This is a genomic window from Rhizobium etli CFN 42 (assembly GCF_000092045.1).
Classification (GTDB): Bacteria; Pseudomonadota; Alphaproteobacteria; order Rhizobiales; family Rhizobiaceae; genus Rhizobium; species Rhizobium etli.
In genome coordinates, this window is the sequence record NC_007761.1 from 246,009 (window position 1) to 268,521 (window position 22,513).

At 59.1% G+C, this 22,513-nt stretch carries 25 protein-coding genes, 1 tRNA gene and 2 pseudogenes; 18 read left to right on the forward strand and 10 right to left on the reverse strand.

Annotated features, from left to right (window positions below; translation table 11 throughout):
- Positions 1 to 28: 28 nt before the first annotated feature.
- Positions 29 to 361 (forward strand): hypothetical protein, encoded by a 333-nt coding sequence (locus tag RHE_RS01165; protein ID WP_011423620.1) that lies wholly within the window; start codon positions 29 to 31, stop codon positions 359 to 361.
- Between the two features lie 262 nt (positions 362 to 623).
- On the forward strand, positions 624 to 914 hold the full coding sequence (locus RHE_RS01170; RefSeq protein ID WP_042117732.1) for a DUF982 domain-containing protein: 291 nt from the start codon (positions 624 to 626) through the stop codon (positions 912 to 914).
- Between the two features lie 266 nt (positions 915 to 1,180).
- Here RHE_RS01170 and RHE_RS01175 read toward each other — a convergent pair whose 3' ends face one another.
- Positions 1,181 to 2,236 carry a type I restriction endonuclease gene (locus RHE_RS01175; protein ID WP_011423622.1) on the reverse strand — a complete coding sequence of 352 codons (1,056 nt, stop codon included), beginning with the start codon at positions 2,234 to 2,236 and terminating at the stop codon, positions 1,181 to 1,183.
- A 310-nt stretch (positions 2,237 to 2,546) separates the two neighbouring features.
- Between RHE_RS01175 and RHE_RS01180 the strand changes: the two genes are divergently transcribed.
- A complete protein-coding gene (locus RHE_RS01180; protein ID WP_042117735.1) occupies positions 2,547 to 3,542 on the forward strand; it encodes a helix-turn-helix domain-containing protein in 996 nt (331 codons plus the stop codon).
- 180 nt (positions 3,543 to 3,722) lie between these two features.
- Here the strand turns inward: RHE_RS01180 and RHE_RS01185 are convergent, their stop codons facing one another.
- Positions 3,723 to 4,475: a hypothetical protein gene (locus RHE_RS01185; RefSeq protein WP_042117737.1), complete on the reverse strand. Its 753-nt coding sequence runs from the start codon at positions 4,473 to 4,475 to the stop codon at positions 3,723 to 3,725.
- A gap of 738 nt (positions 4,476 to 5,213) precedes the next feature.
- Positions 5,214 to 5,783, reverse strand: coding sequence for a recombinase family protein (locus RHE_RS01190; RefSeq protein ID WP_011423625.1), 570 nt, complete (start codon positions 5,781 to 5,783; stop codon positions 5,214 to 5,216).
- A 243-nt stretch (positions 5,784 to 6,026) separates the two neighbouring features.
- Between RHE_RS01190 and RHE_RS01195 the strand changes: the two are divergent.
- The 6 genes and pseudogenes from RHE_RS01195 to RHE_RS31350 form a co-directional block, all read left to right on the forward strand.
- Positions 6,027 to 6,784 (forward strand): annotated as a pseudogene (locus tag RHE_RS01195) (winged helix-turn-helix domain-containing protein).
- Between the two features lie 89 nt (positions 6,785 to 6,873).
- Positions 6,874 to 7,236, forward strand: coding sequence for an IS66-like element accessory protein TnpA (tnpA, locus tag RHE_RS01200; protein ID WP_009996987.1), 363 nt, complete (start codon positions 6,874 to 6,876; stop codon positions 7,234 to 7,236).
- Positions 7,233 to 7,580, forward strand: a complete 348-nt coding sequence (tnpB, locus tag RHE_RS01205; RefSeq protein WP_009996986.1) for an IS66 family insertion sequence element accessory protein TnpB — start codon at positions 7,233 to 7,235, stop codon at positions 7,578 to 7,580. Before tnpA ends, tnpB begins: the two co-directional genes overlap by 4 nt.
- 72 nt (positions 7,581 to 7,652) lie before the next feature.
- Complete coding sequence (locus tag RHE_RS01210; RefSeq protein WP_009996985.1) at positions 7,653 to 9,218, forward strand: IS66-like element ISRel19 family transposase; 1,566 nt, start codon at positions 7,653 to 7,655, stop codon at positions 9,216 to 9,218.
- Positions 9,218 to 9,523, forward strand: coding sequence for a hypothetical protein (locus RHE_RS34950; protein ID WP_009996984.1), 306 nt, complete (start codon positions 9,218 to 9,220; stop codon positions 9,521 to 9,523). Before RHE_RS01210 ends, RHE_RS34950 begins: the two co-directional genes overlap by 1 nt.
- Before the next feature lie 94 nt (positions 9,524 to 9,617).
- Positions 9,618 to 9,770: pseudogene (locus RHE_RS31350) on the forward strand (restriction endonuclease); the annotation flags it as partial.
- A gap of 269 nt (positions 9,771 to 10,039) precedes the next feature.
- Here the strand turns inward: RHE_RS31350 and RHE_RS01220 are convergent.
- Both RHE_RS01220 and RHE_RS01225 read right to left on the reverse strand, forming a co-directional pair.
- Positions 10,040 to 11,623: a tyrosine-type recombinase/integrase gene (locus tag RHE_RS01220; RefSeq protein WP_011423627.1), complete on the reverse strand. Its 1,584-nt coding sequence runs from the start codon at positions 11,621 to 11,623 to the stop codon at positions 10,040 to 10,042.
- Between the two features lie 110 nt (positions 11,624 to 11,733).
- Positions 11,734 to 11,818 (reverse strand) — tRNA-Leu (locus tag RHE_RS01225).
- A gap of 168 nt (positions 11,819 to 11,986) precedes the next feature.
- Between RHE_RS01225 and RHE_RS01230 the strand changes: the two genes are divergently transcribed.
- The gene (locus RHE_RS01230; RefSeq protein WP_011423628.1) at positions 11,987 to 12,394 is read left to right on the forward strand and encodes a BA14K family protein; all 408 of its coding nucleotides are present in this window, start codon (positions 11,987 to 11,989) and stop codon (positions 12,392 to 12,394) included.
- Positions 12,395 to 12,405: 11 nt separating this feature from the next.
- Here RHE_RS01230 and RHE_RS01235 read toward each other — a convergent pair whose 3' ends face one another.
- Complete coding sequence (locus RHE_RS01235) at positions 12,406 to 12,699, reverse strand: SelT/SelW/SelH family protein (RefSeq protein WP_011423629.1); 294 nt, start codon at positions 12,697 to 12,699, stop codon at positions 12,406 to 12,408.
- A gap of 125 nt (positions 12,700 to 12,824) precedes the next feature.
- Between RHE_RS01235 and RHE_RS01240 the strand changes: the two genes are divergently transcribed.
- From RHE_RS01240 to RHE_RS01250, 3 genes are all read left to right on the forward strand, one after another.
- On the forward strand, positions 12,825 to 13,562 hold the full coding sequence (locus RHE_RS01240) for a type 1 glutamine amidotransferase (protein ID WP_011423630.1): 738 nt from the start codon (positions 12,825 to 12,827) through the stop codon (positions 13,560 to 13,562).
- Between the two features lie 11 nt (positions 13,563 to 13,573).
- A complete protein-coding gene (locus tag RHE_RS01245) occupies positions 13,574 to 14,131 on the forward strand; it encodes a sugar O-acetyltransferase (RefSeq protein WP_011423631.1) in 558 nt (185 codons plus the stop codon).
- 73 nt (positions 14,132 to 14,204) lie between these two features.
- The gene (locus RHE_RS01250; RefSeq protein WP_011423632.1) at positions 14,205 to 14,657 is read left to right on the forward strand and encodes a GFA family protein; all 453 of its coding nucleotides are present in this window, start codon (positions 14,205 to 14,207) and stop codon (positions 14,655 to 14,657) included.
- A 137-nt stretch (positions 14,658 to 14,794) separates the two neighbouring features.
- On the opposite strand, the gene lepA is transcribed toward RHE_RS01250, so the two are convergent.
- Positions 14,795 to 16,627, reverse strand: a complete 1,833-nt coding sequence (lepA, locus tag RHE_RS01255) for a translation elongation factor 4 (RefSeq protein ID WP_011423633.1) — start codon at positions 16,625 to 16,627, stop codon at positions 14,795 to 14,797.
- 77 nt (positions 16,628 to 16,704) lie between these two features.
- Complete coding sequence (gene tenA, locus RHE_RS01260; protein WP_011423634.1) at positions 16,705 to 17,403, reverse strand: thiaminase II; 699 nt, start codon at positions 17,401 to 17,403, stop codon at positions 16,705 to 16,707.
- Between the two features lie 135 nt (positions 17,404 to 17,538).
- Between tenA and RHE_RS01265 the strand changes: the two genes are divergently transcribed.
- Positions 17,539 to 18,108: a helix-turn-helix domain-containing protein gene (locus RHE_RS01265; protein ID WP_011423635.1), complete on the forward strand. Its 570-nt coding sequence runs from the start codon at positions 17,539 to 17,541 to the stop codon at positions 18,106 to 18,108.
- 24 nt (positions 18,109 to 18,132) lie between these two features.
- Positions 18,133 to 18,651, forward strand: a complete 519-nt coding sequence (locus RHE_RS01270; RefSeq protein WP_011423636.1) for a GNAT family N-acetyltransferase — start codon at positions 18,133 to 18,135, stop codon at positions 18,649 to 18,651.
- Here the strand turns inward: RHE_RS01270 and RHE_RS01275 are convergent.
- A complete protein-coding gene (locus RHE_RS01275) occupies positions 18,633 to 19,277 on the reverse strand; it encodes an HAD family hydrolase (RefSeq protein WP_011423637.1) in 645 nt (214 codons plus the stop codon). The two genes, RHE_RS01270 and RHE_RS01275, sit on opposite strands and share 19 nt — an antisense overlap.
- Positions 19,278 to 19,410: 133 nt before the next feature.
- Between RHE_RS01275 and RHE_RS01280 the strand changes: the two genes are divergently transcribed.
- The 3 genes from RHE_RS01280 (at position 19,411) to RHE_RS01290 (ending at position 21,984) form a co-directional block, all read left to right on the forward strand.
- Complete coding sequence (locus RHE_RS01280; RefSeq protein WP_011423638.1) at positions 19,411 to 20,436, forward strand: histone deacetylase family protein; 1,026 nt, start codon at positions 19,411 to 19,413, stop codon at positions 20,434 to 20,436.
- Between the two features lie 9 nt (positions 20,437 to 20,445).
- Positions 20,446 to 20,997, forward strand: coding sequence for a recombination regulator RecX (gene recX / locus RHE_RS01285; RefSeq protein WP_011423639.1), 552 nt, complete (start codon positions 20,446 to 20,448; stop codon positions 20,995 to 20,997).
- 93 nt (positions 20,998 to 21,090) lie between these two features.
- Complete coding sequence (locus tag RHE_RS01290; RefSeq protein ID WP_011423640.1) at positions 21,091 to 21,984, forward strand: EamA family transporter; 894 nt, start codon at positions 21,091 to 21,093, stop codon at positions 21,982 to 21,984.
- Here the strand turns inward: RHE_RS01290 and RHE_RS01295 are convergent, their stop codons facing one another.
- A complete protein-coding gene (locus RHE_RS01295) occupies positions 21,985 to 22,452 on the reverse strand; it encodes a group III truncated hemoglobin (RefSeq protein WP_011423641.1) in 468 nt (155 codons plus the stop codon).
- Between the last annotated feature and the right edge of the window lie 61 nt (positions 22,453 to 22,513).

Sequence of the window (22,513 nt, forward strand, 5' to 3'; positions counted from 1 at the left end):
GCGGTTTGTCGCCGGCAGGAGAATTCCCATGCGGCTGTTGATGGTGCTTCTGATATCGTTCGGCGTCCTTTCCAGCCTCGCCCCGGCGTCAGCCTTCGCTGTCGACTGGACGAAATCCGTGGATTCGACTGTTCAACCCCTCTACCCCTACAAGGGCCTTCCCGGCGTCAAGGCGCAGCCGGACAAGAAGGAAGAGGAATCCTATAATTGCCGCACCGAGACCGTCCAGCTCCGCCGCCGCTATGACGAAATCTTCCGCTCCGGCGGCATGCCGACGCTGATGTATGTCTGCGACCGCGACGGCTTCGTCACCATGGGCGAAAAGGTTCCGCTCCGCGGCCATTACCAGCCGGTGCGGTGAGAATCGTACCAAGCGGCGGTGTGGATCGATGGTCAGTTGCAGGTTAAGACGTGGACGCCGGAGCTTGCGCGAGGTCGGAAGACGCGGCTGAGTTTTCCGCAGCCCATGCGCTGTACAATGGAACCGCGTCCGCCCCGCTCATTTCATCTCTTGCCAAGATCATTCATGGCGCGCTGCTCTATCGGGCAGCGAACGCGCCTCCCGCTCCCCGGCATGCTTCTTGCATCATTACTAATATTCTAACCTTTGGGGAGAAAGTGTCATGCAATGGAACGCATCGCCGAATTTTGCACCTCTTGTCCTCTTTCTTGGCGGTCGGCGAAGGGTCGTCAAGACGCTCCGGGACGCAGCCGAAGTTCTGATAATGGATTGGCCGTTCGACGATGGAGAGGAATATGTCGCGGCCGTGAAGGCTTGCGACGATGCCATCGCGGGAGAGGCCGGGATGGAGGAATTGAGGGAATTGCTTCTTCGCGCCGCCAGGGAAGCCGGCATTACGGCTTTGTCTGTCATATCGGATAGCGGGAAGACGACACCCCACATGGCGGCGTGAGAGGCCGGCAACCTGCGCCGCTCTTGGAACCGGTATTCAGACAAGCACGTCAATGGCCTCTGACAACAGAGCCAAGTGTGTAATTTTGGAAAGATCTGAATATTTGATCTCGGCAAAGATCAAAAGGAAATGTGCCCAGAAGAGGACCGGGCTCCATGCCTACCTCACCATTGATTTTGCTTAATTATTTCGCTCGTGAACGACGCCGTGTGTAGCAGTCGTGTGGGGCCGGCGCAACCCTCTCGTTTCGTTGGAGTTCGTTGCGCTTACTGATCGGTGTACTTCTTGGCTGTTGCTCGCAAACGATCGCTATAGTCATAGATTTGGTCGAGGCTGTCGACGATCAGCCGCTCTTCGCTATCTCCATCGAATAGGCCGATGTACTTGACTGATCGATTGAACCAAAGCCGCGCGAGTGGCTTCCGGTTGTTGTTGTCGATAAGGATGCCGCAGTAGGACTTCTGGTCTCGCATCACAACACGCTTGGGGCTAATGGTATCCCGTACAATCGCCTTGACGATCATGTATCCTTCGCGCTCGTCGTCGGTCGTGACAACATCCGGCTCCTCCTCGACGGGCGTATCGATCTTCTCTATTACCTCCTCGGTGTCAGCCAGAGCGCTGGAGAGCCGACTCTTTACAGTATCCATGATCACTTCACGAAACGCGGTGCGCACCACGCCAGTGAGCATCTCCTTCACCTGAGCTGTTATACGGCCCTCGTAGACGCCTCCCGAAGCGATGCGGACAAACTCGTCCGTCGGATCCTCTATCAGCTTGGAGATCACCTGCTTGATGCCGGATGTGTACTTCAATCGTTCGGCCGTAGCCAAAATGGCCGCCACATCGAACGCTGCTTTCTCAAACTTCCGTAGCTCAGACACGATCCCAGCATTGAAGTCCGTCACGTCAAAGACGAAGAAGGGCCTTGTGTCCAGTTTGTTCGGCGCTTCAAGGTCCGTGTAGAAGTTGAACGTGCGACCATTGGTGAGGATTGCAAACTTTGCATTGGTGACGCTGAAATAACGGTAGAGTTGATCCAGGTGTTTCTTGTCGAGCGCCACAGATATCGGCTTGCATTCGATGAGGATACGAATCTCTTTGTCGATCTTAATTGCGTAATCGACTTTCTCGCCCTTTTTTCCGACCGCGTCGGCAGTGAACTCCGGCACAACCTCTGTGGGGTCGAAGACGTCGTATCCGAGGGCTCGAAGGAACGGGAGCACGACCGCAGTCTTTACCGCCTCCTCAGTTGCCATCGTGCTGGAATGCGATCTTACACGCTCCGAAATGGCGCGTAGGCTTTCTTCGATTGTGCTCATGAGTCCCTCACCCTTTATTCGAGCAGATTTGCTTAAGCACCGACGTTCGTCAATCGGACTTTCATGATGAAATCACTGTTTGATTAATTTCGCCGCGAAGCCCCCTTGTTGGCTGAAGTCTTGCGCTCACGAGATCGGCACTTGGCCGCGTGGTCGTAATGTCGACAGCGGATTCCAATCATTCCCGTGTACGAACACCGCGACCCCTAAAGTGAATTTACTGATTTCTCTTGTGGGAACACTGAATTCCAGATAAGAATTTACTAAATGGTGGTTATCGTAAACTAAACTCTAAAAGTAGGATTCACCCATGGAGAATGAAGCTCTAGTCGAACTCGCTTTGGAGGCCCAGTCGTGCTCGCAAAAGGAACTCGCAATGCGTCTCGGGGTCTCGCCAACACAAGTGAGCAAGTGGAAGAAGGGCGACCACATGTCGACCGAAATGAACGAGCGGTTGCGCAAACTTGCGAGGATTGGCGATAAAGACCCTTCATTTGTCCGGTCGGCCGGATCTCTGGAGGACGCCCTCAAATGGGAAAAACTTCTGCACTATCTAGCTAACCATGCACAGTTGAGTGCCGAAACCGGATACGACACTGAGCCCCTTGATGATCCTATGGGCCTACTGGGATGGCAGACCTTCCAGGTTCTCAAGGAGATGGGAGTAGCGATCCCGCCAAGGTTCCCTGGAGACTTAGATTTCGATTACGAGATAGCCGTTACCAATGATGATGACGGTGATGACGATGAGAGTTGGACGAACCAAATTGATGAGAACTGGAGTAGGTTCGAAGCAAACCCCTACTCATCGTTGATCCACGATATCTACACGTCACTCACTAACGTTTGGGGGTTCTATTCGGCATACGTGAGCGAGCTAATGTTCGATGATGAGCTTGATCTCATGAATACTCCTGCAGAAAACATCCCTGCGTGCCTCATTGATCTGGCTGCCACTAAGGTCGAGGTCGACCCGCGCTTTGCTCCGAAGGCCCATGAGTTCGCGCTGCGGACTAAGAACGCCTTCGAAGGATGGTTGAACATCGTGAAGGACAAGGCGTTTCGAGCCGGCGTTCCGTTAAGAGCGGAGTTGCTGACCATGATACATTCATCTGGCGAGGACCTTCGTGATGACGCGGAGAGGGAGAGCTTCGGGTTGAACTCTTCACGTCTTCATCCCGACGTCTACATGAACGAACTCCTATGTGGAATGCGGGCTATCCACCAAGTCTTGCCCGCAATTATGAAAAAGCTCGGGATCGAGGAGGAGTTTGAGTTGGATACGTCTGAATTTTCTATCAAGTAGGACGAACTGGAGGGGGCCCGGATAGCTCCGAGCCCTCGGGGTGTCGCTCGTTTGCAGTTCGAATATCGAGGCGAAATCGCTACAGCCCGTGCGCTGCAGGGGTTTAAGGGGTCAGCCCGTACATAGACAGTGGCAATTGCCAATTTTCGAGATAAGCCGCTGAAATCTAATGGCTTTTTGTCAGAAGTCGTCAGCTGTCACGACGGCAGCCCTTGGCCACTCTCGCTTACCTGTGACGGCTGCAGCCAGTTCAAGCACATGCGCAGACGCTGTCGTCAACACCCTGCGGGCTTTCCGATTGTCATTCATCGCACGCATGCAAGCAGAGAACTCGTTTAACGCTGCTTGAGCAGCTTTGGCATATTCCTCGTCCATGTCACGCTCTTTATGTCCACCAAGGTCCTGCCCTTCAAGACCGTTGCCATTCATTGCCTTGTAGATCGCCGGGAAATCAGCGGCCATCCATGATGGTATCTGCCGCCTCGACACGATCCCGGTCAGATCTTGGGCCATTTCACTCACCGCCTTCACCTTCCTGCCCCTTCCGGTGCGATGCTTCCCCGCACGGACGTACGCCCGGAAGACGCCCCTTCGAACCTCTCTGGTAAGTTTCAGTTGAAGCCCATGAGCCCTGTTCGCCACCACAGCGAACCATGCAATCTCCTCAGGTCTCGCCGCCACAACATCGGCCACGATGGTCCCGCCGCCGTTCACCTTCGTTGCCTCGACGCGGTGCCAGCCGTCGACCAGAGTGTAGCCCTTGGTTTCATTAGTCGGGTCGGTCAGCGTTACCTTGACCGGCGGAAACTTTGCGCCACCAGCCATCTGCTCGGCATAGCGCCGCACTGTGTGCCGGTCGGTCTTCTCCCTGATTTGATTCTCCTGCAACATGACGAGCGCCGCCAGTTCGAGGACAACCGTCTCCCCGGTCATCGTTCGTTCCTGTCAAGTTCGTTGGCATGGGTGGCAGTTCGCGCTCGAGCCTTACGGTCTTCCTTATCGGCGGCCTCGATTGCTGCCGCAATGATGCTGCGCTGGAGCCGTTGCCTTGACGCTATGGCCTTCGCGGATCTCTTTCGTGCATTGCAAGTCATTCATTCATCCTCATTGGTGTTTCGTTGATTGGCTGCGGTTTTTCGCGAGTCTGGCAGCCTTTGCTCGGGCCCCGATGGCACCGATTCCAAGACACATGGTCTCGGGATTTCCGCCAGTTCTGTGCATGGAATTGCACACGAAAGCGCTCCAGCCAGTCTCGCCCGATGAGGAGGCAGGTCTGACAGGCGAGCGCTCGCGTGTGAAATTCGGTTGGTGCTAGGGAAGGCCGTACTACCAGGAGCGCCCAATGGTCACCTTTTTTCAAAGGTGGCTTATTCGGAATTGGACACGGTCGTGCTGGGCGGTGGGTTATTCCACTAACCCGACTTGGCGGTGCTAGTGTCGTACCTATTGTGCTAGTCGGCAACCTATCGCTCGGGAGCGACACATCGTGGTAGGGGCACCTATTCCGCTAGTGGACCACCTATCGAGCTAGGGGGCAACCTATCTTGGTGTAGTAGGTAATCCCCTGGGGCCCCTGGCCGTGCTAGGGGACAACCCGTTGTGCTGGTGGGCCCCATTCAACGAGAACCCCTTAGATTACTGCCGGTCACTCTCGTCGTGCTAGGGGTATACCTATTCCGCTATGGTCCCGCCGGAGAGGTCGAGTGCCCGATAGACAGACGCCTTCGACATGCCCGTCTTCGCCATAATGTCTTTTACGGACATACTGGCAGCTTTCAGTTCCCTGATGGTCGCTATGGTCTCTTGAGTCATCTTAGGGTGCCGTCCGAACTGCTTGCCGTCCGCCTGCGCTTTCTTGATCCCGTCGGCCTGCCGCTCCTTCCTGATGCTGTTCTCGAACTCGGCTACGCTCGCCAAGATTTGAAGGGTTAGCTTTCCGGTGGATGAGGTCGTGTCCACGCTCTGGTCCATAACCTTGAACTCGACTCCCTTGGCGGCAAGCTCCTCTATGATGTTCAAAAGGTCCCGGGTCGACCTGGCAAGGCGGTCGATCTTCGTCACGACGAACACGTCACCCTCGCGGCAATAGTCGATCGCCTTCTTCAATTCCTCACGCTGCCGGTCGACGCCAGACTTCTTCTCCTGAAAGATCTTGGTAGGCTTCAAGGCCGCCAGCTTCTCAAGTTGTACGTCGAGGGATTGTCCGGTGGAGGAAACGCGAGCGTAGGCTACGATGGTCATGATTGCGTCTCGCATGTCTAAGAGTTTCAGAGAGTCTCTCTCTGAGACATGTGAGAGACTCTGTCAACCCAAGCCGCTCGCAATTCGTCTCTCAGCTATACATTTTGAGGCAGCCCCTAAGAGACCTTCCCCGCTATACGCCCCGGATCTGACACAATAGGTTGAGCCAACACCCTTCTGCACTCATCAAAGGGTTCGAACAGAGAAGAAATTGCGATGGCTATTCCTGACTACGAAACCTTGATGCTCCCGGTCCTTCGCTTGTTTGCTGAAGGAAAGCCCAATGTTGCCGCATGTGTCCCCGTCCTCCAAAGACAATTCGGCATCTCCGATGAAGAAGCCGCACAACTCATACCCAGTGGCCGCGTAACAATTCTGCAAAGCCGCGCACACTGGGCTCGCACCTATCTTTCCAAAGCCGGCCTTCTAATGTCGCCAAAGCGGAATCAGCATGTCATTACCGAAGGCGGGCGTATGGTGCTGGCGACCAATCCCGAGAGAATAGACAACGAAACGCTTTCCCAGTTTCCTGGCTTCACTGCGTGGATCGAACAGTCTCGCCAAACTGACCATAGTGAGTTGCACGGCGATAATAGCGTCGCGCCGGCGCTGAACCAAACACCAATCGACGTAGCACCGATAGACGAACGGCAGACACCAGAGGACGCGATGGAAGCCGCTTCGGGTTTGCTTGACGCTGCGTTGCGAGATGATCTTCTGTCGTTGCTTTACCAGCTCCCTCCACGGCGTTTCGAACGGGTAATACTCGATTTGTTGGTTGCAATGGGCTACGGAGGTGGCGACGACGCAAACAGCCTGATGACTAAGGTGACCGGAGACGGCGGAATTGACGGCTCATCCATGAGGACGCGCTTGGGTTGGATGCTGTCTATGTTCAGGCGAAGCGATACGCACCCGACAACAGAATTGGTCGCCCCGATCTCCAGCGCTTCATCGGATCATTGAATGGAGAAAGCGCATCCAAAGTGAGCGTACGGTGAGCTGTTTTTGCTGATCGGCCAAATCAGGCGATGTTCTGGCATTAGAACCAGCATTAGTGCTGACATTAATACCAGAACGAAGAGGTTTCATGGCTCGCATAGAGATCATGTCCGGTACCGAGCGCAGACGGCGTTGGTCGGACGAGGCGAAGCTGAGGATACTTGCGGAAGCTGATGAGCCCGGTGCTCGCATTGGCGATGTGGCGCGCCGGCACGACATTCATCCGGGCCAGATCCGCTTGTGGCGGCAATCATTCAACTATGCCGATCGGCCGACGGTGTTCCTCCCGGTGGAAATCACGGAGGAGGTTGGCGTAAGCCAGCCGTCTACCGCATCAACAAGGCCGACGATCGTTGAGATCTTGCTTCGAAACGGTCGGAGCTTGAAGGTTGCGGTTGACGTTGAGTTGAAGCTGCTTGGCCCGCTCGTCGCTTGCGTGGAGGCGGTATGATCGGCCCATCGGGGAATGTGAGGGTCTATCTGGCCTGCGGAGTGACCGATATGCGGCGTGGCATTGATGGTCTGTCCGCGCTGGTCGAGACGGTCGTGAGGGAGGCACCGGGCTCGGGCGCAATCTTCGGCTTTCGCGGAAAACGCGCGGACCGGATCAAGCTGCTTTGGTGGGATGGCCAGGGGTTCTGTCTGTTCTACAAGATTTTGGAGCGCGGATACTTTCCCTGGCCGACGGCGAAAGAGGGTGTAGCGCACCTGACGCAGGCGCAGCTTTCGATGCTCGTTGAGGGGATCGATTGGCGACGCCCGGCGTGGACTTCCGCTCCCGGCCGAACGGGATAAAAGCTATATTTTGCAGGGGCATGGGAAGCTTAACGCTGGTGCGTCAGAGGCAAATCGGCTAGTTTCGCGGATATGGAAACAGCGCCGCTGGACAGTCAGGACGAGCTCAATACTTTGCGCGCACTCGTCGCGGAACAGGCGGCAAAACTTGAGAGCCAGGAAGCCGAGGTCATCAAGCGAGACTCCATAATCGGGCTTCTTCGCGCGCAACTGGAGCTTCTCCGACATCGGCAACATGGCGCGTCTTCGGAAAAGATCGACAGGAAGATCGAGCAATTCGAGCTGATGTTGGAGGAGATCGAGGCCTCCCGGGCCGAGGCTGAACAGCGCTCCGGGAAACCGCCTCTGCCGGAGTTGGACGACGCATCCGAGAAGCCGAAGCGCAAGCCTCTACCCGATGATCTCACCACCGAAGAACTGGTCTATGCAGCTCCCTGCAATTGCCCGACCTGCGGTGGCACTTCGTTCCTGAAGGCGGCCGACAGAGTGGTCCAGGTGCTGGAGCACGTGCCGGCGTCGGTCAAGATTGTCCGGCATGTCGAGAAGCGCATGATCTGCAGGGAATGCGATACGACAGTGGCTGGCGAGATGCCGACCTTGCCGATCGAGCGCGGCAAACCCGGGCCGGGGCTGCTCGCCCACATCATGATCGCCAAATTCGACGATCACATTCCCCTTTACCGCCTGTCAGAGATGTACGACCGGTTGGGGATAGACATCTCCCGATCCGTAATGGCCGACTGGGTCGGCCGGGTATCTGCATTGCTGACACCACTTGTCCTGTTAATCAGGGCCCATATCGCCGCACTCGACCGAATACATACGGACGATACCCCGGTCGATGTTCTCGACCCCGGGCGGGGCAAGACAAAAACCGGCAGGGTCTGGGTCTACATCTTTGACGGCAGTGGCTATCAATCCGCCACTCCCGCAGCCATTGCCTATTACTACAGCCCCGACCGCAGGGGCGCACATCCGGCTGATCACCTGGCAAGCTTCAGCGGCGTCATGCATGCCGACGGCTACGGGGGTTACAAGAAGCTCTATGGCAACCAGATCATTGAAGCCGCCTGCATGGCGCATGTGCGCCGCAAGTTCCATGATGTGATAAAGCTCAAGCCGTCTCCGATCGCTGAGGAAGCGCTGTCACGCATCGGCGCTCTCTACGATATCGAGAACCGTATCCGAGGCATGTCGGCTGACGAGCGGCGCACCCTGCGCCAACACCATGCCCGGCCTGTTCTGGACGAACTCAAGGCCTGGATCGAGGCGACACTCTCGACTTTGCCTCAGAAGCAGAGGCTGGCCGAGGCGATGCGATATGCCCTGTCGCGATGGGCAGCCTTAAGCGTCTACATCGACGATGGCCGTGTCGAAATCGACAACAACATCGCTGAACGAGCCATGCGTCCGCTTGGAATTGGAAGGAAGAACTGGCTGTTTGCCGGCTCGGACAAGGGCGGCGAGCGCATCGCCAACATCCTCACCATCATCGAGACGGTCAAACTGCAAGGCCATAATCCAGAGGTCTATCTGACGGATGTCCTGACCCGGATCCAGGATCACCCCGAAGACCGAATTGAAGACCTCCTGCCTTGGAACTGGACGCCGGCAAAAGCTCGATGCGAGGCCGCCTGATGGCGCGCTCGAGGTTCATCTACACACTCAGCCAAGTCGCCGGCATGATCGGCGAAAACCTCGAACTGATCGAAGAAGTGACCGCAAACTCGGACAACATCTCCGAAGGCGAACTGGTTTACGTCGGCGATGGCAGTGAAGACGGCACGAAGGGTCTGACCGAGAATGGCATCGAAGAACTTCAAAGCCTACTCGCCGACATCAGGACGTGGGACGGCGGTATCCGCGAGTTCCTCATCGACACACAGTGCGATCCCGAAATAATCGACCGCATCATGGCCGATGAGATGAAACGCGGCCTATAGATTCCATCTCTCGACACCCGAAAATGCGTTCGCCGGACGCTTACCATCCAAAGGCGTTTTTGTCACGACTTCCGACTTCTCAAGGGACGCACACGAATACCTTCAGAAGGTCCAACAACGCGTAGTGTTGATCAATGGGCAACGTCTGGCTCGCCTCATGATCCAGCATGGCGTCGGGGTACGCATTCGGCAGACATACAAAGTGCAAGGTGTCGATGAGGACTACTTTGGGGACGCCAGCAATTAGCAAAGGCGACAAAAGCCCGCCGCCAAATTCCTCGAATATCCATCGGTGGTCGAAACGGCGACAGCAGGCTACATCAGTTGCCTAGAACGGCCTCGTGCAGCACCATTGAGCAACAGCCGGGTACGGGGGGAGAAGCGGCATCGCTTTGCCCAATGATGGCATCTGAAGTTTTTGCGTCGTTTTTTTGGAACGTGAACAGGCACTCGCAATCATTTTCTTCGCGACCAAATTGTCCTCACCGATGCAACGATCTTGCGCTTTTCAGGACGTTACGGGTTTTCCAGAGGCTTCACCTCATATCGCGGGTATTTCGCAAGAGCCGCCGCTTTTGCCTTGTTGGTAACCGTGCCGTACTTGTCGCCCTCGTCCTTGCTGTCGTGGCCGGTGATGCTGAAACTAATATCCCTTGAGATCCCTGCTTCTCGGGCAACGGTACGGAACTTGTGCCGCCAGCCGTGATTGGGCTGGACTTCGGGGTCTGTGACCACTTCGCGGGCAAAGTCCGTGACTCTGTTCTTTGTGGTGCGCCAGGCGGCTCTCTGGGCCTCCTCAGTGTCGCCGAACACCTTCATGAAGAGATAGCCGTCAGTCGCCTTGGATATGAACTCAGGGAAGCCCTGTTCGATGAGATGTGGGTGGAGGGGGACCTCTCGAAATTCCGCGTCCTTTACAGTACCGGCTTCAGGGGTGATTTTGATAATCCATATGCCTGCCTCCGCTCGGAGGTCCTGTTTTCGAAGTTGGACCATTTCGCCCACCCGAGCGCCTGTGTAGGCACAAAGCCATGGCACCCATCTTTTGGCATTTGATAAATGCTCAGAGGCTTTGCCTGTACGTTTGTGGTGGAGGGCGTGTGCAAGGAGCGCCCCTGCTTCCTCGTCGGAGAACTCTGGGTTCCTCACGCGCTTCTTCTTCACCTTTGCGACCTTCACGCCGTCGGCAGGGTTATGGCTCACTTTCCGGTTGGCCATTCCCCAAGCATATAGCTGCCGTATCCCTGGCAGGTCGCCACCTGTGATCGTCTTGAGACCGACGCCTTGGGAAAGCCTGTGATCTTTAAACGCTATGATGTCGTCTTGGGTCACAGCTCGGGCATCGTCATGACCCACAAACTCAGAAAGCAACCTCGCGGCCCTAGAATAGGCGTCGTACGTGCTTACCGTCCTGCCTGCCGCCTTGGCCTCACGCCACCATCCTTCAGCCAATCCGATTATGGTCTGAGACCCGTTCGGTAGCGGCTTGGTGGTCTTGGTCTCCTTTGGTAGCTCAAGCGGTGGGTAACGCGGCGCAATTGTGTCCGGGCCGTAATCGCCTTCTGCATTCTGTGCGAGACGTACCGACGCCAGCGACAGCGACACACCCACTGCATCTATGAGAGCGGTACGGCTGTCATTGTCTATGATGAGTCGATGTTTCGCCAAGGTCTGGTCAACGGTGGGACCGAACCACTTCTCACGCGCATCATGGTCCCCTGACAGGGCCTTAGCGTGTAGCTGGATGATTTGCTTCCATGTCTCAGACGAACCGGGGTCATCCTCAAACGTCGCGACAAGCGCGTTGTACGCTTCCCCTGCAAGCGCTGCGATCTGCTTATGGGTTAACCGCTTCGGGCCTTCTCGGAGTGATTGCCATGCGCTGTCCAGATAAGCCAGGGCGACGGTCTGCCGCTCCTTGGCTTCCCTTGGGTCTCGCGTCCGTAGTGATCCAGTTATCTCGGTTGCCTTGTCACCTACCACGATATGGAGGACTTCATCACCAACCGGAATGGCCAGAGTTACGCCGCCAGCCTTATCGATGACATCCTTCGGAATACGTTTTCTGAACTGGATAAAGGTAGAGCCTTTGCGGCGCATTGGACTGGCCATTCTGATATGCACTGTGTGTCACCCGTGTGTAGCAATGGGTGAGCGAAAGACTTAGCAATATCATGAAGTTGAACGTAATCAATACGTTCTGAATGGAATGGTGCCCAGAAGAGGACTCGAACCTCCACGCCTCGCGGCACAGGTACCTGAAACCTGCGCGTCTACCAATTCCGCCATCTGGGCGACGGAGAGCGATGTAAGGGGGTGGCTCGTGACTGTCAACTGGGTTTTTGAAGTTTTCCTGACAGTCTGCAAAAAACAGCCGATCACATGCGAGGGAGCGGCCGGAGGGGAGGCGTAGCGCTTCGCTCCGGGCGCCCTATATAGGGAGAATATCGAAAGGAATGCCTCATGCCTGCTGCCCGCACGCTTCTGCTCGCCGGCCTTCTTGCCGTTTTCGCGCCTGCCGTCGCTGGCGCTGATTCGCCGAAGCCGGGTCTCGGGCCGGTCAACACGGGATCGACGCTCTGCGATTTTCGCGGCTGCTTCGGTTTTGGGCCCCAGCAATGGCATCGCCCGGCTTATGTCCAGCCGAATTATCGTCCGCGGGGCGCGGGGCCGACCTATTATCTGCCGGGCGCGGCGGGGCGGCCGCAGCTGACCTATGACCCGCCGCCGGTGCGCCAGGTGCAGCCGGCACAAGATATGAACAAGCACATCGCCTGGTGCACCAATGAATACCGTTCCTATAATCCGCGGACGGATCACTTCCTCACCTATGAAGGCGTCTACAGGGTCTGCCGCTCGCCCTATCGCTGACCGGGCTTGGGTCAGCTTTCGTGCGAAACGCGGTCGACATGGCCGAGATCGCGGCCGGGCTCGATGATGTCGCGGACGCGTTGCTTCAGCTCCTTCGGCCCGGGAAAGCCGCCGTCGCGCTTACGCTCCCAGATGAGATCCCCATTGACGCGTATTTCGAAATTGCCGCCGGTGCCGGGGATCAGCGCCACCTCGCCGAGACTGTCGGAAAAGGTGCTCAGCAGCTCCTGCGCCATCCAGGCGGCGCGCAGCAGCCAGTTGCACTGGGTGCAGTAGAGGATCGAGACGCGGGCTTTTTCGGTCATGGTGTTTTCCTTTCGTTTGGCGTGATTTAAGCCCTTGCAGCGGGCGGACGCAATCGCACATGCGCAAGCATCTTGCGCGCCGTTCTTCGCCATGGTCTCTTCCTGCCGGCCACCGGGGAGAACCTATGCGAGTCGCAGTCGTCGAAAATATGCGCAACACCGGCCTCGGCGCGCTTGCCACGGCGCTCGACGAGGCGGGTGCTGAGATCGAGTGGTTCCGGGTCTGGCGCGATGGCATCCTGCCGTCAGACATAGCCAGTCATGACGCGCTGGTCGTTCTCGGCGGCGAGCAGAGCGCGCTGGATGACGAGACGCATCCCTATCTGCCGGAGCTCGCCCGGCTCGCGCGCCGCTTCGGCGATGCCGGCAAGGCCGTGCTCGGCATCTGCCTCGGCAGCCAGATTCTTGCCCGGGCCTATGGCGCCGACAACCATCTCGGAACCGCCCGCGAATTCGGCTGGCACCGGATCGGCGTCACCGATGAAGGCAGGATCGATCCGCTGCTCTCGGCGGTTGGCGGCGAATTCACCATCTTCGAATGGCATGCCGACACGTTTTCCCTGCCCGAGGGCGCCGTTCGTCTCGCGACCAGCGCTGTCGCCGAGAATCAGGCCTTCCGCATTGGCCGCGCCGTCTACGGCACCCAGTTTCATTTCGAGGCCGACATGCGTGTCGTCGAGGAGTGGAAAGCCGACTTTCCCGATACGATCGCACGCATCGCCCCCGGCTGGCTCGAGAACCACGCGATCCTCGCGGCAGAACACGGCGCTGCCGCCGATGCCGCGGGCCTCGCCATCGCGCGCGCCTGGGTCGAGCTGATCGAGCCGCAAGAGGTCGGGCTGCCGTCGCAGCTCTCCGCTTGAGGAGCAATGCGATGCCGGCAAGCGAACGCGAAAAGATGGCGGCGGGTGAGTGGTACTGCTGCCTTGATCATGAGCTCGATATTTTGCGCCGGCAGGCGCGCGTCGCCGTCCACGCCCATAATAGCCTACCGCCGGACGAGCGCGGCGCTGTCGCACCGGCCCTGAGGAGGCTCTTTGCCGAAGCGGCGCCCGAGGTCTTCATTGAAGCGCCGTTTCACTGTTCCTACGGCATCAATATCGTTCTCGGCGAGCGCGTCTATTTCAATGCCGGCTGCACCATCCTCGATTCAGGCAGCGTGACGATCGGCGATCGCACCATGCTCGGGCCGGGCGTGCAGATTTATTGCGCCGAGCATCACAAGGATCCGGCGCTGCGGAGTGAGGGAATCGAGATCGCCAGGCCGGTCGCAATCGGCAGTGACGTCTGGATCGGCGGCGGCACCATCATTCTCGGCGGCGTGACGATTGGCGACGGCGCAATCGTCGGTGCGGGCGCTGTCGTCACGAAGGATGTGCCGGCGGGCGCAAGGGTGGTCGGCAATCCCGCGCGTCCGATAAACCGCGTTTGAGATTTGCACCGGCGCGCTCCCTCGACAATGGCGCCGGCTCCTCTAGATCAGAGGACGGAAGGGGAGAGATATCATGACAGCACCGAATCTGCCTATGGAAGGCGGCTGCCGTTGCGGCCGCGTGCGCTTGAAGATCAGCGCTCCGCCGCTGCTGACCATGGCCTGCCACTGCACCGGCTGCCAGAAGATGACCGCGAGCGCCTATTCGCTGAGCGCCGCCATCCCCAGCGAAGTCTTCGAGGTCACTAAGGGCGAGCCTGTTATCGGCGGCCTGCACGGCGCCACCAAGCATTATTTCTGTCCGCACTGCATGAGCTGGATGTTCACCCGGCCGGAAGGCATGGACTGGTTCGTCAATCTGCGCGTCACCATGCTCGATAACCCCAGCTGGTTCACGCCCTTCATCGAGACATGGACGAGTGAGAAGCTGGCATTTGCCGAGACGGGTGCGGTGCATAGTTATGCGGCGCTGCCGGAGATGGACGCTTATGAGGGGCTGGTGAAGGCGTATATGGACAGGGGATAAGGCTCAGAAGCCCTGGAGGAGAAAGTCCATGGCGCCGATGATGGCATCGCTTTTGCGGCTTTTCGCGCCTGATGACCCCTAACGATCTCCTCGTCTTATGCGCAAATCACATGCGCATAAGACGTCATTGAGAAGCGTTATTCATCGCCCATTTTGAGCGCGGCGATGAAGGCTTCCTGCGGAATCTCCACCTTGCCGAACTGGCGCATGCGCTTCTTGCCTTCCTTCTGCTTGTCGAGCAGTTTGCGCTTGCGGGTGGCGTCGCCGCCATAGCACTTGGCCGTCACGTCCTTGCGCAGCGCCGAGATAGTTTCGCGGGCAATCACGTTGCCGCCGATCGCCGCCTGGATCGGGATCTTGAACATGTGCTTCGGAATCAGCTCCTTCAGCCGTTCGCACATGTCGCGGCCGCGCTTTTCAGCTGCAGTGCGATGCACGAGCATCGAGAGTGCATCAACCGGCTCGCCGTTGACGAGGATCGACATTTTCACGAGGTTGCCTGCGCGGTAGCCTTCGAGGTGATAGTCGAAGGATGCATAGCCCTTGGAGATCGATTTCAACCGGTCGTAGAAGTCGAAGACGACTTCGTTGAGCGGCAGTTCATAGGTCACCATTGCCCGGGTGCCGACATAGGTCAGCTCGGTCTGGATGCCGCGGCGGTCCTGGCAGAGCTTGAGAATGCCCCCGAGATAATCATCCGGCGTCATGATCGTCGCCTTGATCCAGGGCTCGCGGATTTCGGCAATCTTGACGACATCGGGCATATCGGCCGGATTGTGCAGTTCGCGCTCGCTGCCGTCGGTCATCGTCAGCTGATAGACGACGGAAGGGGCCGTGGCGATGAGGTCGAGGTCGAACTCACGTTCCAGGCGCTCCTGGATGATTTCGAGATGCAGCAGGCCGAGGAAGCCGCAGCGGAAGCCGAAACCAAGTGCGGCAGACGATTCCATCTCGAATGAGAAGGATGCGTCATTGAGGCGAAGCTTGCCCATCGCGGCGCGCAGGTCTTCGAAATCGGCGGCATCGACCGGAAAAAGGCCGCAGAAGACGACCGGCTGCGCCGGCTTGAAGCCCGGCAGGGCTTCCGCGGTCGGGCGCTTGTCTTCGGTAATCGTATCGCCGACGCGTGTATCGGCGACTTCCTTGATCGAGGCGGTGATGAAGCCGATCTCGCCGGGGCCGAGGCTGTCGACATTGACCATCTTTGGCGTCAGCACGCCGACACGTTCGACCTGGTATTTCGCATCCGTGCCCATCATGCGGATCGTCTGGCCCTTGGTCAGCACGCCATCGATGATGCGCACGAGCACCATGACGCCGAGATAGGTGTCGTACCAGCTGTCGACGAGCAGCGCCTTCAGCGGCGCCTTCTCGCCGCCCGCGCTCTTCGGCGCCGGCAGCTTGTGGACGATCGCCTCCAGCACGTCGGGAATGCCGAGGCCGGTCTTGGCCGAAATCAGCACGGCCTCGGAAGCGTCGATGCCGATCACTTCCTCGATCTGTTCCTTGATGCGGTCGGGTTCGGCCGCCGGCAGGTCGATCTTGTTGAGCACGGTGACGAGCTCGTGGTTGTTGTCGATCGCCTGGTAGACGTTGGCGAGCGTCTGCGCTTCCACGCCCTGGCTGGCGTCGACGACCAGCAGCGAGCCCTCGCAGGCCGACAGCGACCGCGAGACTTCATAGGCGAAGTCGACGTGGCCGGGCGTGTCGATCAGATTGAGAACATATTTCTCGCCATTGTTCGCCTGATAGTGCAGGCGCACAGTCTGGGCCTTGATGGTGATGCCGCGTTCGCGCTCGATCTCCATATTGTCGAGCACTTGCTCGGACATTTCGCGCTCGGCAAGTCCGCCCGTCGTCTGGATCAGGCGGTCGGCCAGCGTCGATTTGCCGTGGTCGATATGGGCCACGATCGAGAAGTTGCGGATATGGGACAGCGGAGTGGTCGAATTGGTGCTCATGCGCGCCATATAGCAGCGCCGCCCCCTGCCGCAAAGCGGTAATTATCCCGGAATTTACGCTATTTTGCGGGTCCGCGGCAGGCGCCTTAGACTGGCCAGGTCTCCAGCCGCCAGGCCGAATCCCAGAACATCCATTCATATTGCGAGGCGCGCACGAAAACGTCCATCATGTCGGCACGCTCCGTCTCCGATGCTGCGCGGGCGGCGATATCGGTCAGTGCGATCACCTCGCGGGCGCCGGCTGCAAATTGCGGATCGCCGTAGGTGTTGATCCAGGCCTGAAAAACATTGCCTTCGATTGCCGGCCTGCCTTTGATGCCTTCGCCGACATGCATGTAGATCCAGAAGCAGGGCAGGATGGCCGAAAGCGCAACGGCATAGGAGCTGTGATAGGCGGTCGCCAGAAGGAAATTCGTATAGGCGAAACAGGAAGGCGAGGGCTCTGCGGCCGTCACATCCGCGCTCGAAATGCCGAACTGCGAGAGAAAAGTGGCATGCAGGCCCTGCTCGACGGTGATGGCCTTCTGCGCCGAACCGAGGAAACGCAACACCTGCGCATTATCCGGCGCCTTGGCCGCGACGACGGCGAGGCACCGGGCATAATGCTTCAGATAGATTGCGTCCTGCAGGATGTAGTGGCGGAAAACCTCCGGCGGCAGTGTGCCGTCCGAAAGCCGTTCCAAGAGCGGCAATCGCTCGATCTCGGCCATAAGAGGCTTGATCCTCTCCCAGGCGGCGGCCGTGAAGCTTCCCGTGATTTCGGTGTTCTGCATGCTGCCGTCCATGATGTCCTCCGCTCTGCAAGCGCCGCTGCCATATATCGGCGGCAGCGAGTGAAGGCAAGCGAGATGAAGCCCGAGGGAGGCTTGATTCCATCATGAGATAATGTATTTCTCTTATAGTAGAATCATGGATCGGCGATGGAACAGGAACTCGAACAGGCGATCGGCATCCGCATTCGCACATTGCGGCTGGAAAAGGGCCTGACGCTGGATGAGCTTGCCGAAGCGTCGGGCGTCAGCCGTGCGATGATCTCGCGCATTGAGCGGGCAGAGGCAAGCCCGACCGCTTCGCTGCTGGCAAGGGTTTGCGCCGCGCTCGGCCTGTCGCTGTCAGCCTTCTTCGCGGAGGAGGGGCAGCAGGCCTCGCCGCTAGCGCGGCGGCAGGAGCAGCAGGTCTGGCGCGATCCGGAAACCGGTTATCTCAGGCGCGCGGTGTCGGCGCCCGGAACCGCCTCCGTCGTCGATATCGTCGAAGTCGAATTTCCGCCCGGCGCCCGCGTCAGCTTCCCACCGCATGCGGCATCCCATGGCATGACACAGCATGTCTGGCTCTTCGATGGCGAGCTTGAGATGACTACGAGTGAGATGGTCTATCGGCTGCGTCCAGGTGATTGCCTGTTCATGCCGGTCGGCGAGGGCCATTCCTTCCATAATCCTGGCAATGCGCCGGCGCGCTATTGCGTCGTGCTCGATCGCGGCGGCAGATGACAACCTTCATTTCAGGAGAAGAAAATGCCTGACATTCGCAGCCTTTCTGCCGAGGAGGCCCACGCTGCCATTCCGGCCCTCTCGGAGGTCCTGGCCGATTGCGTCAGGGGCGGCGCCTCCGTCGGCTTCATGCAGCCCTATGGACCAGAAGATGCCGAGCGCTATTGGCTGGACGTTGTGGATGCGGTTGCCGGCGGCGGCAGCCTGTTGCTGGTCGCCGAACTCGATGGCCGGATCGTCGGCACGGTGCAGGTGGGGGCCGCGCAGATGCCGAACCAGCCGCATCGCGGCGATCTGAAGAAGCTCCTGGTGCATCGTTCCGCCCGCGGGCGCGGCCTCGCCCGGCTGCTGATGGAAGCCGCCGAACGTGAGGCGGCCGCCCGCGGCAAGACCCTGCTCGTGCTCGACACGGCAACCGGCAGCAATGCCGAGGCGATCTACCCGCGCTTGGGCTGGCAGCGCGTCGGCGTCATCCCCGATTATGCGCTGTGGCCGGAAGGCGGCTTTTGCGACACCACCTTGTTCTACAAGCGGCTCGCCTGATTGCGCCCGCGCCGCTCATGCCCACCTGCGAATATGGGAAAGGCGCCGGCCAACGTTGCGCCCGCCGTCCATTGCGCCGCGTTCCAGCCGAACCGCCGCGCCGTTTCGACATTCGCCGCCACATCGTCGATGAAGGCGATCTCCGCGGCCAGAACCCCTGCACGTTCGGCCGCAATACGGAAGAAGTCGAGCGAAGGCTTGCTGTATCCGAGTGCTGCCGAATAGATGACGTCGTCGAAATGGGCGTCAAGGCCCAGCTGCTCCATCAGGTAACGCGCTCGCCTGTGCTCCTGATTGGTCCCCAGGAAGAGGGTGACGCCGCTTCGCCTGAGAGCGGCGAGATCCGCCAGCAGATTGCGCTTGAGCCGGGAATCGTTTTCGAACCAGTAGTCGATCAGGGCCGAGGCGCTGAGATGTGGCGCGATCTTTGCGAGCACGCCGGCGAGCCTTGGCTCCAGAGCTTCGCGGCCGATGATGATGTCACCCCAGTGGACCTGGAAGAACTCCTGCTGCAGCAGGTCGGGCCGCAGCCCGAGATCGCGCTCGAGGTAAGTGAAGTGGGGCAGCCCGTCGGCCGGACGGCCGTGAATGAGCACGCCGTCGACATCGACCATCAGCACTTTCATCGGAAGTTTCCTTCGGTCTCAAAACAACGCGAAGGGTGAAGTCATTCACTTTGACGATCAAGGGTGCCGCGCAGGCTTTTTTGTCGCGGCCGACCCATGTAAGTCTGGATTTTCAATCAGGGGCGAATCGGAAATGCGCGTCATCTATTCCGAAGATCACAAGCTGCGCGACGCCAGGACCGAGCTCCATGCGGGCCAGCTGGTGACGCCCTTCGAGGCGCCGTTTCGCGCCGAGTGGATCCTGGCGGCAGTCAAGGAAGCGGGTTTTGCTGATGTCGTGGCGCCGGATGCGCATGGGCTGGAAACGGCCCGAAAGGTGCATGATCCCGCCTATCTCGATTTTCTCGCCACCGTCTGGGATCGCTGGGTGGCGGCTGGTTTCGAAGGCGAAGCGATCGCCAATTCCTTCCCGGTCCGCCGCACCAGCCAGCGTGTGCCCGACAATATCGTCGGCGCGATCGGCCATTACGCCAATGCCGCCGACACCTCCATCACCAAAGGCTCTTATGAAGCGGCGATCGCCTCGATGCGTTGCGCGATCACCGGCGCGGATTGGCTGAATGCCGGCAACCGTTTCGCCTTTGCACTTTGCCGGCCGCCTGGCCATCATGCCGGCATCGATCTCTTCGGCGGCTATTGCTTCATCAACAATGCGGGCGTCGCGGCCCAGCGGCTCATCGATCACGGCGCGAAGAAGGTCGCCGTGCTGGATGTCGATTTCCATCACGGCAATGGTACGCAGGATCTCTTCTATTACAGAGGCGATGTCTTCACCGCTTCGCTGCATGGCGATCCCCAGTTTGCCTTTCCCTATTTCCTCGGCCATGCCGACGAGGAAGGCGAAGGGCAGGGCACGGGTAGCAATCGGAACTATCCGATGCCGCCGCACACGTCCTGGCAGGTCTGGTCTTCGGCCCTTGCCGATGCGCTCGCCCGCATCAGGGCTTTCGGCGCTGAGGCGATCGTCGTGGCTCTCGGCGTCGATACTTTCGAGCGCGACCCGATTTCCTTCTTCCAGCTGAAATCCGAAGACTTCATTCGCATGGGAGAGATGATCTCCGCCGCCGGCCTGCCTGTCGTCACCTGCATGGAGGGCGGTTACGGTGTGCCGGAAATCGGCCTCAACGTCGCCAATGTCCTCGAGGGCCTGGAAGCCTGATCGCTTGATATGACCGACGAGACTGTTTCCTCCGATATACCGACGCCGCGCATGCTGAGCTGGGCCCGCAACTCCGCCATCTATCGGCTCGAACGCCGGATGATGACGGAAAAGCAGCTCTATGACGCCATCACCCGTAAGGCGAAGGAGAAGTTCGAGGATATCGGCGCGGCGCAACTCAAAGCCCTTGCCGATTTCGCCGTCAGGGTCGCCTATGACAACAAAGCGCTCGATGATGGCGCCTATGCCGAGATCAGCACGCGTTCCCAGCTGCGCGGCGGCAAATCGAAGCGCGCCATTGCCCGGAAACTTGCGGCCAAGGGCGTCGCCAGCGATAAGGTCGAGGCCGCCCTTGAGGAGGCTGACGATCTCTACGCCGCGGCAATATTTGCTCGCAAACGCGCCTTCGGCCCCTTCCGCCGCGTCGAGCTTGACGAAAAGCGAAAGGCCAAAGAGCTTTGGGCCTTCGCTCGCAACGGCTTCAGCTTTGACATCGGCAGGAAGGTATTCGACATGAGTTTGGAGGATGCCGAAGATGTCATCCTGGCCCGCCGTCTCTGATATCGCATAAGGCCTGTTGCTGCCCGGATCAGAAGTTTGAATTTGTCGCTCGCAAGTCGTCTTCGTAAGAAGAGCGCACAATCGGGGGCGAGCATGGAAGAAAGAGCAAATGCCGGCGCGGGCACGCTGACCGTAGAGGCGTCAGCAGCATTTGGCGGGGTAGCGACCGGTGGGCTGATGTGCCTCCTGTCCATGTCGTCGATCCAGTTCGGTGCCGCACTCTCGTCCTCAGCCATCTCAACCTATGGGCCGGCCGGTGCCAGCTGGCTGCGCCTGGCTTTTGCGGCCATCATTCTCGCCGTTGTCGTACGGCCGCGCATCGTCAGCTACAACAGGGCGCAATGGACAAGCGCACTGGTTCTCGGCGCGACGACGGCGCTGATGACCATGAGCTTCTTCGCGGCGATCGAGCGCATTCCGCTCGGTCTGGCCGTGGCGATCGATTTTCTCGGTCCACTGTCCGTTGCGACGATCGGCTATGGCCTCAGCCGGCGTCTCCTCTGGCCTCTCATTGCAGCACTTGGCGTTCTGGCCCTCGCCCATGACGGCGAAGGCTGGGTCGGCGATACCGGGGGCATTGTTTTTGCGCTCGGCGCGGGAACCGGATGGGCGATCTATATCGTCCTGACAAAAAAGATCGGCGCGAGCTTCAAGGGGCTGGAAGGGCTGTCCATATCGCTGATGGTCGCCGCTTTCGTCGCGACACCCTTCGGCTTCGCCGGCGCTGTGTCGAAGCTCGATGCTTACGGCCTTGTTGAAATGGCGGGCCTTGCCATTCTTGTGCCGCTGCTGCCCTACACGCTGGAACTGATTGCCCTACGGCGCATGCCGACAGCCTCCTTCGGCATTCTCATGAGCCTCGAGCCGGCCATTGCGGCACTCGCAGGTTTCGTCATTCTGGCGCAGCCGATGACGCTGCTGCAGACGGCCGGAACTGCCTTGGTAGTCGCCGCAAGTGCCGGCGCGACCTTTTCCGCAAGACCGTGATCAGCCTACCTTTTTGGCGGGATCGTCGAGAGCGGGATTGTAGAACAGCGACAGCGTCAGGCTTTTGGCGATCCGCTCGGCGGTCGCCATGAACCAGACCTTGGCTTCCGGCGAGGGGGCGACATCGTCAAGCGTTGCGGCAAACAGCGACAGCCACTTCGGAAAAAGATCGGGCGTCAGGTTCTGAACGCCCGTATGCGCCTGCACCGGCTTGCCGCCATAGGCGCCGCTGCGGAAGGTGACGGCCGACCAGAAGCTCTTCATTTTCTCCATATGCTCCGGCCAGCGGCCGGAAAGCCGCGCATCGAATACCGCGCCGAGATCGGGATGCTCCAGCACACGCCCGTAGAAAGTCTCGACCAGCCTGCCGATAAAGGCTTCGTCGACCCCCATCGCCCGCATCTCGGCCTCCGCCTTTTCGCGGATCGCCGCCACATGGGCAGGGCGGCCCTGAATGTCATTGTTCATCAAAAACCCCCGGCGCCGCATGATGCGGCAGCCTCCATATAGGTCTTTACGGCCGCCAACC

Excerpts from the sequence above, each read along its gene's own strand:
- RHE_RS01165 (WP_011423620.1), top strand. The coding sequence starts at position 29 with ATGCGGCTGTTGATGGTGCTTCTGATATCGTTCGGCGTCCTTTCCAGC.
- RHE_RS01170 (WP_042117732.1), top strand. The coding sequence starts at position 624 with ATGCAATGGAACGCATCGCCGAATTTTGCACCTCTTGTCCTCTTTCTT.
- RHE_RS01175 (WP_011423622.1), bottom strand. The coding sequence starts at position 2,236 with ATGAGCACAATCGAAGAAAGCCTACGCGCCATTTCGGAGCGTGTAAGA.
- RHE_RS01180 (WP_042117735.1), top strand. The coding sequence starts at position 2,547 with ATGGAGAATGAAGCTCTAGTCGAACTCGCTTTGGAGGCCCAGTCGTGC.
- RHE_RS01185 (WP_042117737.1), bottom strand. The coding sequence starts at position 4,475 with ATGACCGGGGAGACGGTTGTCCTCGAACTGGCGGCGCTCGTCATGTTG.
- RHE_RS01190 (WP_011423625.1), bottom strand. The coding sequence starts at position 5,783 with ATGACCATCGTAGCCTACGCTCGCGTTTCCTCCACCGGACAATCCCTC.
- tnpA (WP_009996987.1), top strand. The coding sequence starts at position 6,874 with ATGGCTCGCATAGAGATCATGTCCGGTACCGAGCGCAGACGGCGTTGG.
- tnpB (WP_009996986.1), top strand. The coding sequence starts at position 7,233 with ATGATCGGCCCATCGGGGAATGTGAGGGTCTATCTGGCCTGCGGAGTG.
- RHE_RS01210 (WP_009996985.1), top strand. The coding sequence starts at position 7,653 with ATGGAAACAGCGCCGCTGGACAGTCAGGACGAGCTCAATACTTTGCGC.
- RHE_RS34950 (WP_009996984.1), top strand. The coding sequence starts at position 9,218 with ATGGCGCGCTCGAGGTTCATCTACACACTCAGCCAAGTCGCCGGCATG.
- RHE_RS01220 (WP_011423627.1), bottom strand. The coding sequence starts at position 11,623 with ATGCGCCGCAAAGGCTCTACCTTTATCCAGTTCAGAAAACGTATTCCG.
- RHE_RS01230 (WP_011423628.1), top strand. The coding sequence starts at position 11,987 with ATGCCTGCTGCCCGCACGCTTCTGCTCGCCGGCCTTCTTGCCGTTTTC.
- RHE_RS01235 (WP_011423629.1), bottom strand. The coding sequence starts at position 12,699 with ATGACCGAAAAAGCCCGCGTCTCGATCCTCTACTGCACCCAGTGCAAC.
- RHE_RS01240 (WP_011423630.1), top strand. The coding sequence starts at position 12,825 with ATGCGAGTCGCAGTCGTCGAAAATATGCGCAACACCGGCCTCGGCGCG.
- RHE_RS01245 (WP_011423631.1), top strand. The coding sequence starts at position 13,574 with ATGCCGGCAAGCGAACGCGAAAAGATGGCGGCGGGTGAGTGGTACTGC.
- RHE_RS01250 (WP_011423632.1), top strand. The coding sequence starts at position 14,205 with ATGACAGCACCGAATCTGCCTATGGAAGGCGGCTGCCGTTGCGGCCGC.
- lepA (WP_011423633.1), bottom strand. The coding sequence starts at position 16,627 with ATGGCGCGCATGAGCACCAATTCGACCACTCCGCTGTCCCATATCCGC.
- tenA (WP_011423634.1), bottom strand. The coding sequence starts at position 17,403 with ATGGACGGCAGCATGCAGAACACCGAAATCACGGGAAGCTTCACGGCC.
- RHE_RS01265 (WP_011423635.1), top strand. The coding sequence starts at position 17,539 with ATGGAACAGGAACTCGAACAGGCGATCGGCATCCGCATTCGCACATTG.
- RHE_RS01270 (WP_011423636.1), top strand. The coding sequence starts at position 18,133 with ATGCCTGACATTCGCAGCCTTTCTGCCGAGGAGGCCCACGCTGCCATT.
- RHE_RS01275 (WP_011423637.1), bottom strand. The coding sequence starts at position 19,277 with ATGAAAGTGCTGATGGTCGATGTCGACGGCGTGCTCATTCACGGCCGT.
- RHE_RS01280 (WP_011423638.1), top strand. The coding sequence starts at position 19,411 with ATGCGCGTCATCTATTCCGAAGATCACAAGCTGCGCGACGCCAGGACC.
- recX (WP_011423639.1), top strand. The coding sequence starts at position 20,446 with ATGACCGACGAGACTGTTTCCTCCGATATACCGACGCCGCGCATGCTG.
- RHE_RS01290 (WP_011423640.1), top strand. The coding sequence starts at position 21,091 with ATGGAAGAAAGAGCAAATGCCGGCGCGGGCACGCTGACCGTAGAGGCG.
- RHE_RS01295 (WP_011423641.1), bottom strand. The coding sequence starts at position 22,452 with ATGAACAATGACATTCAGGGCCGCCCTGCCCATGTGGCGGCGATCCGC.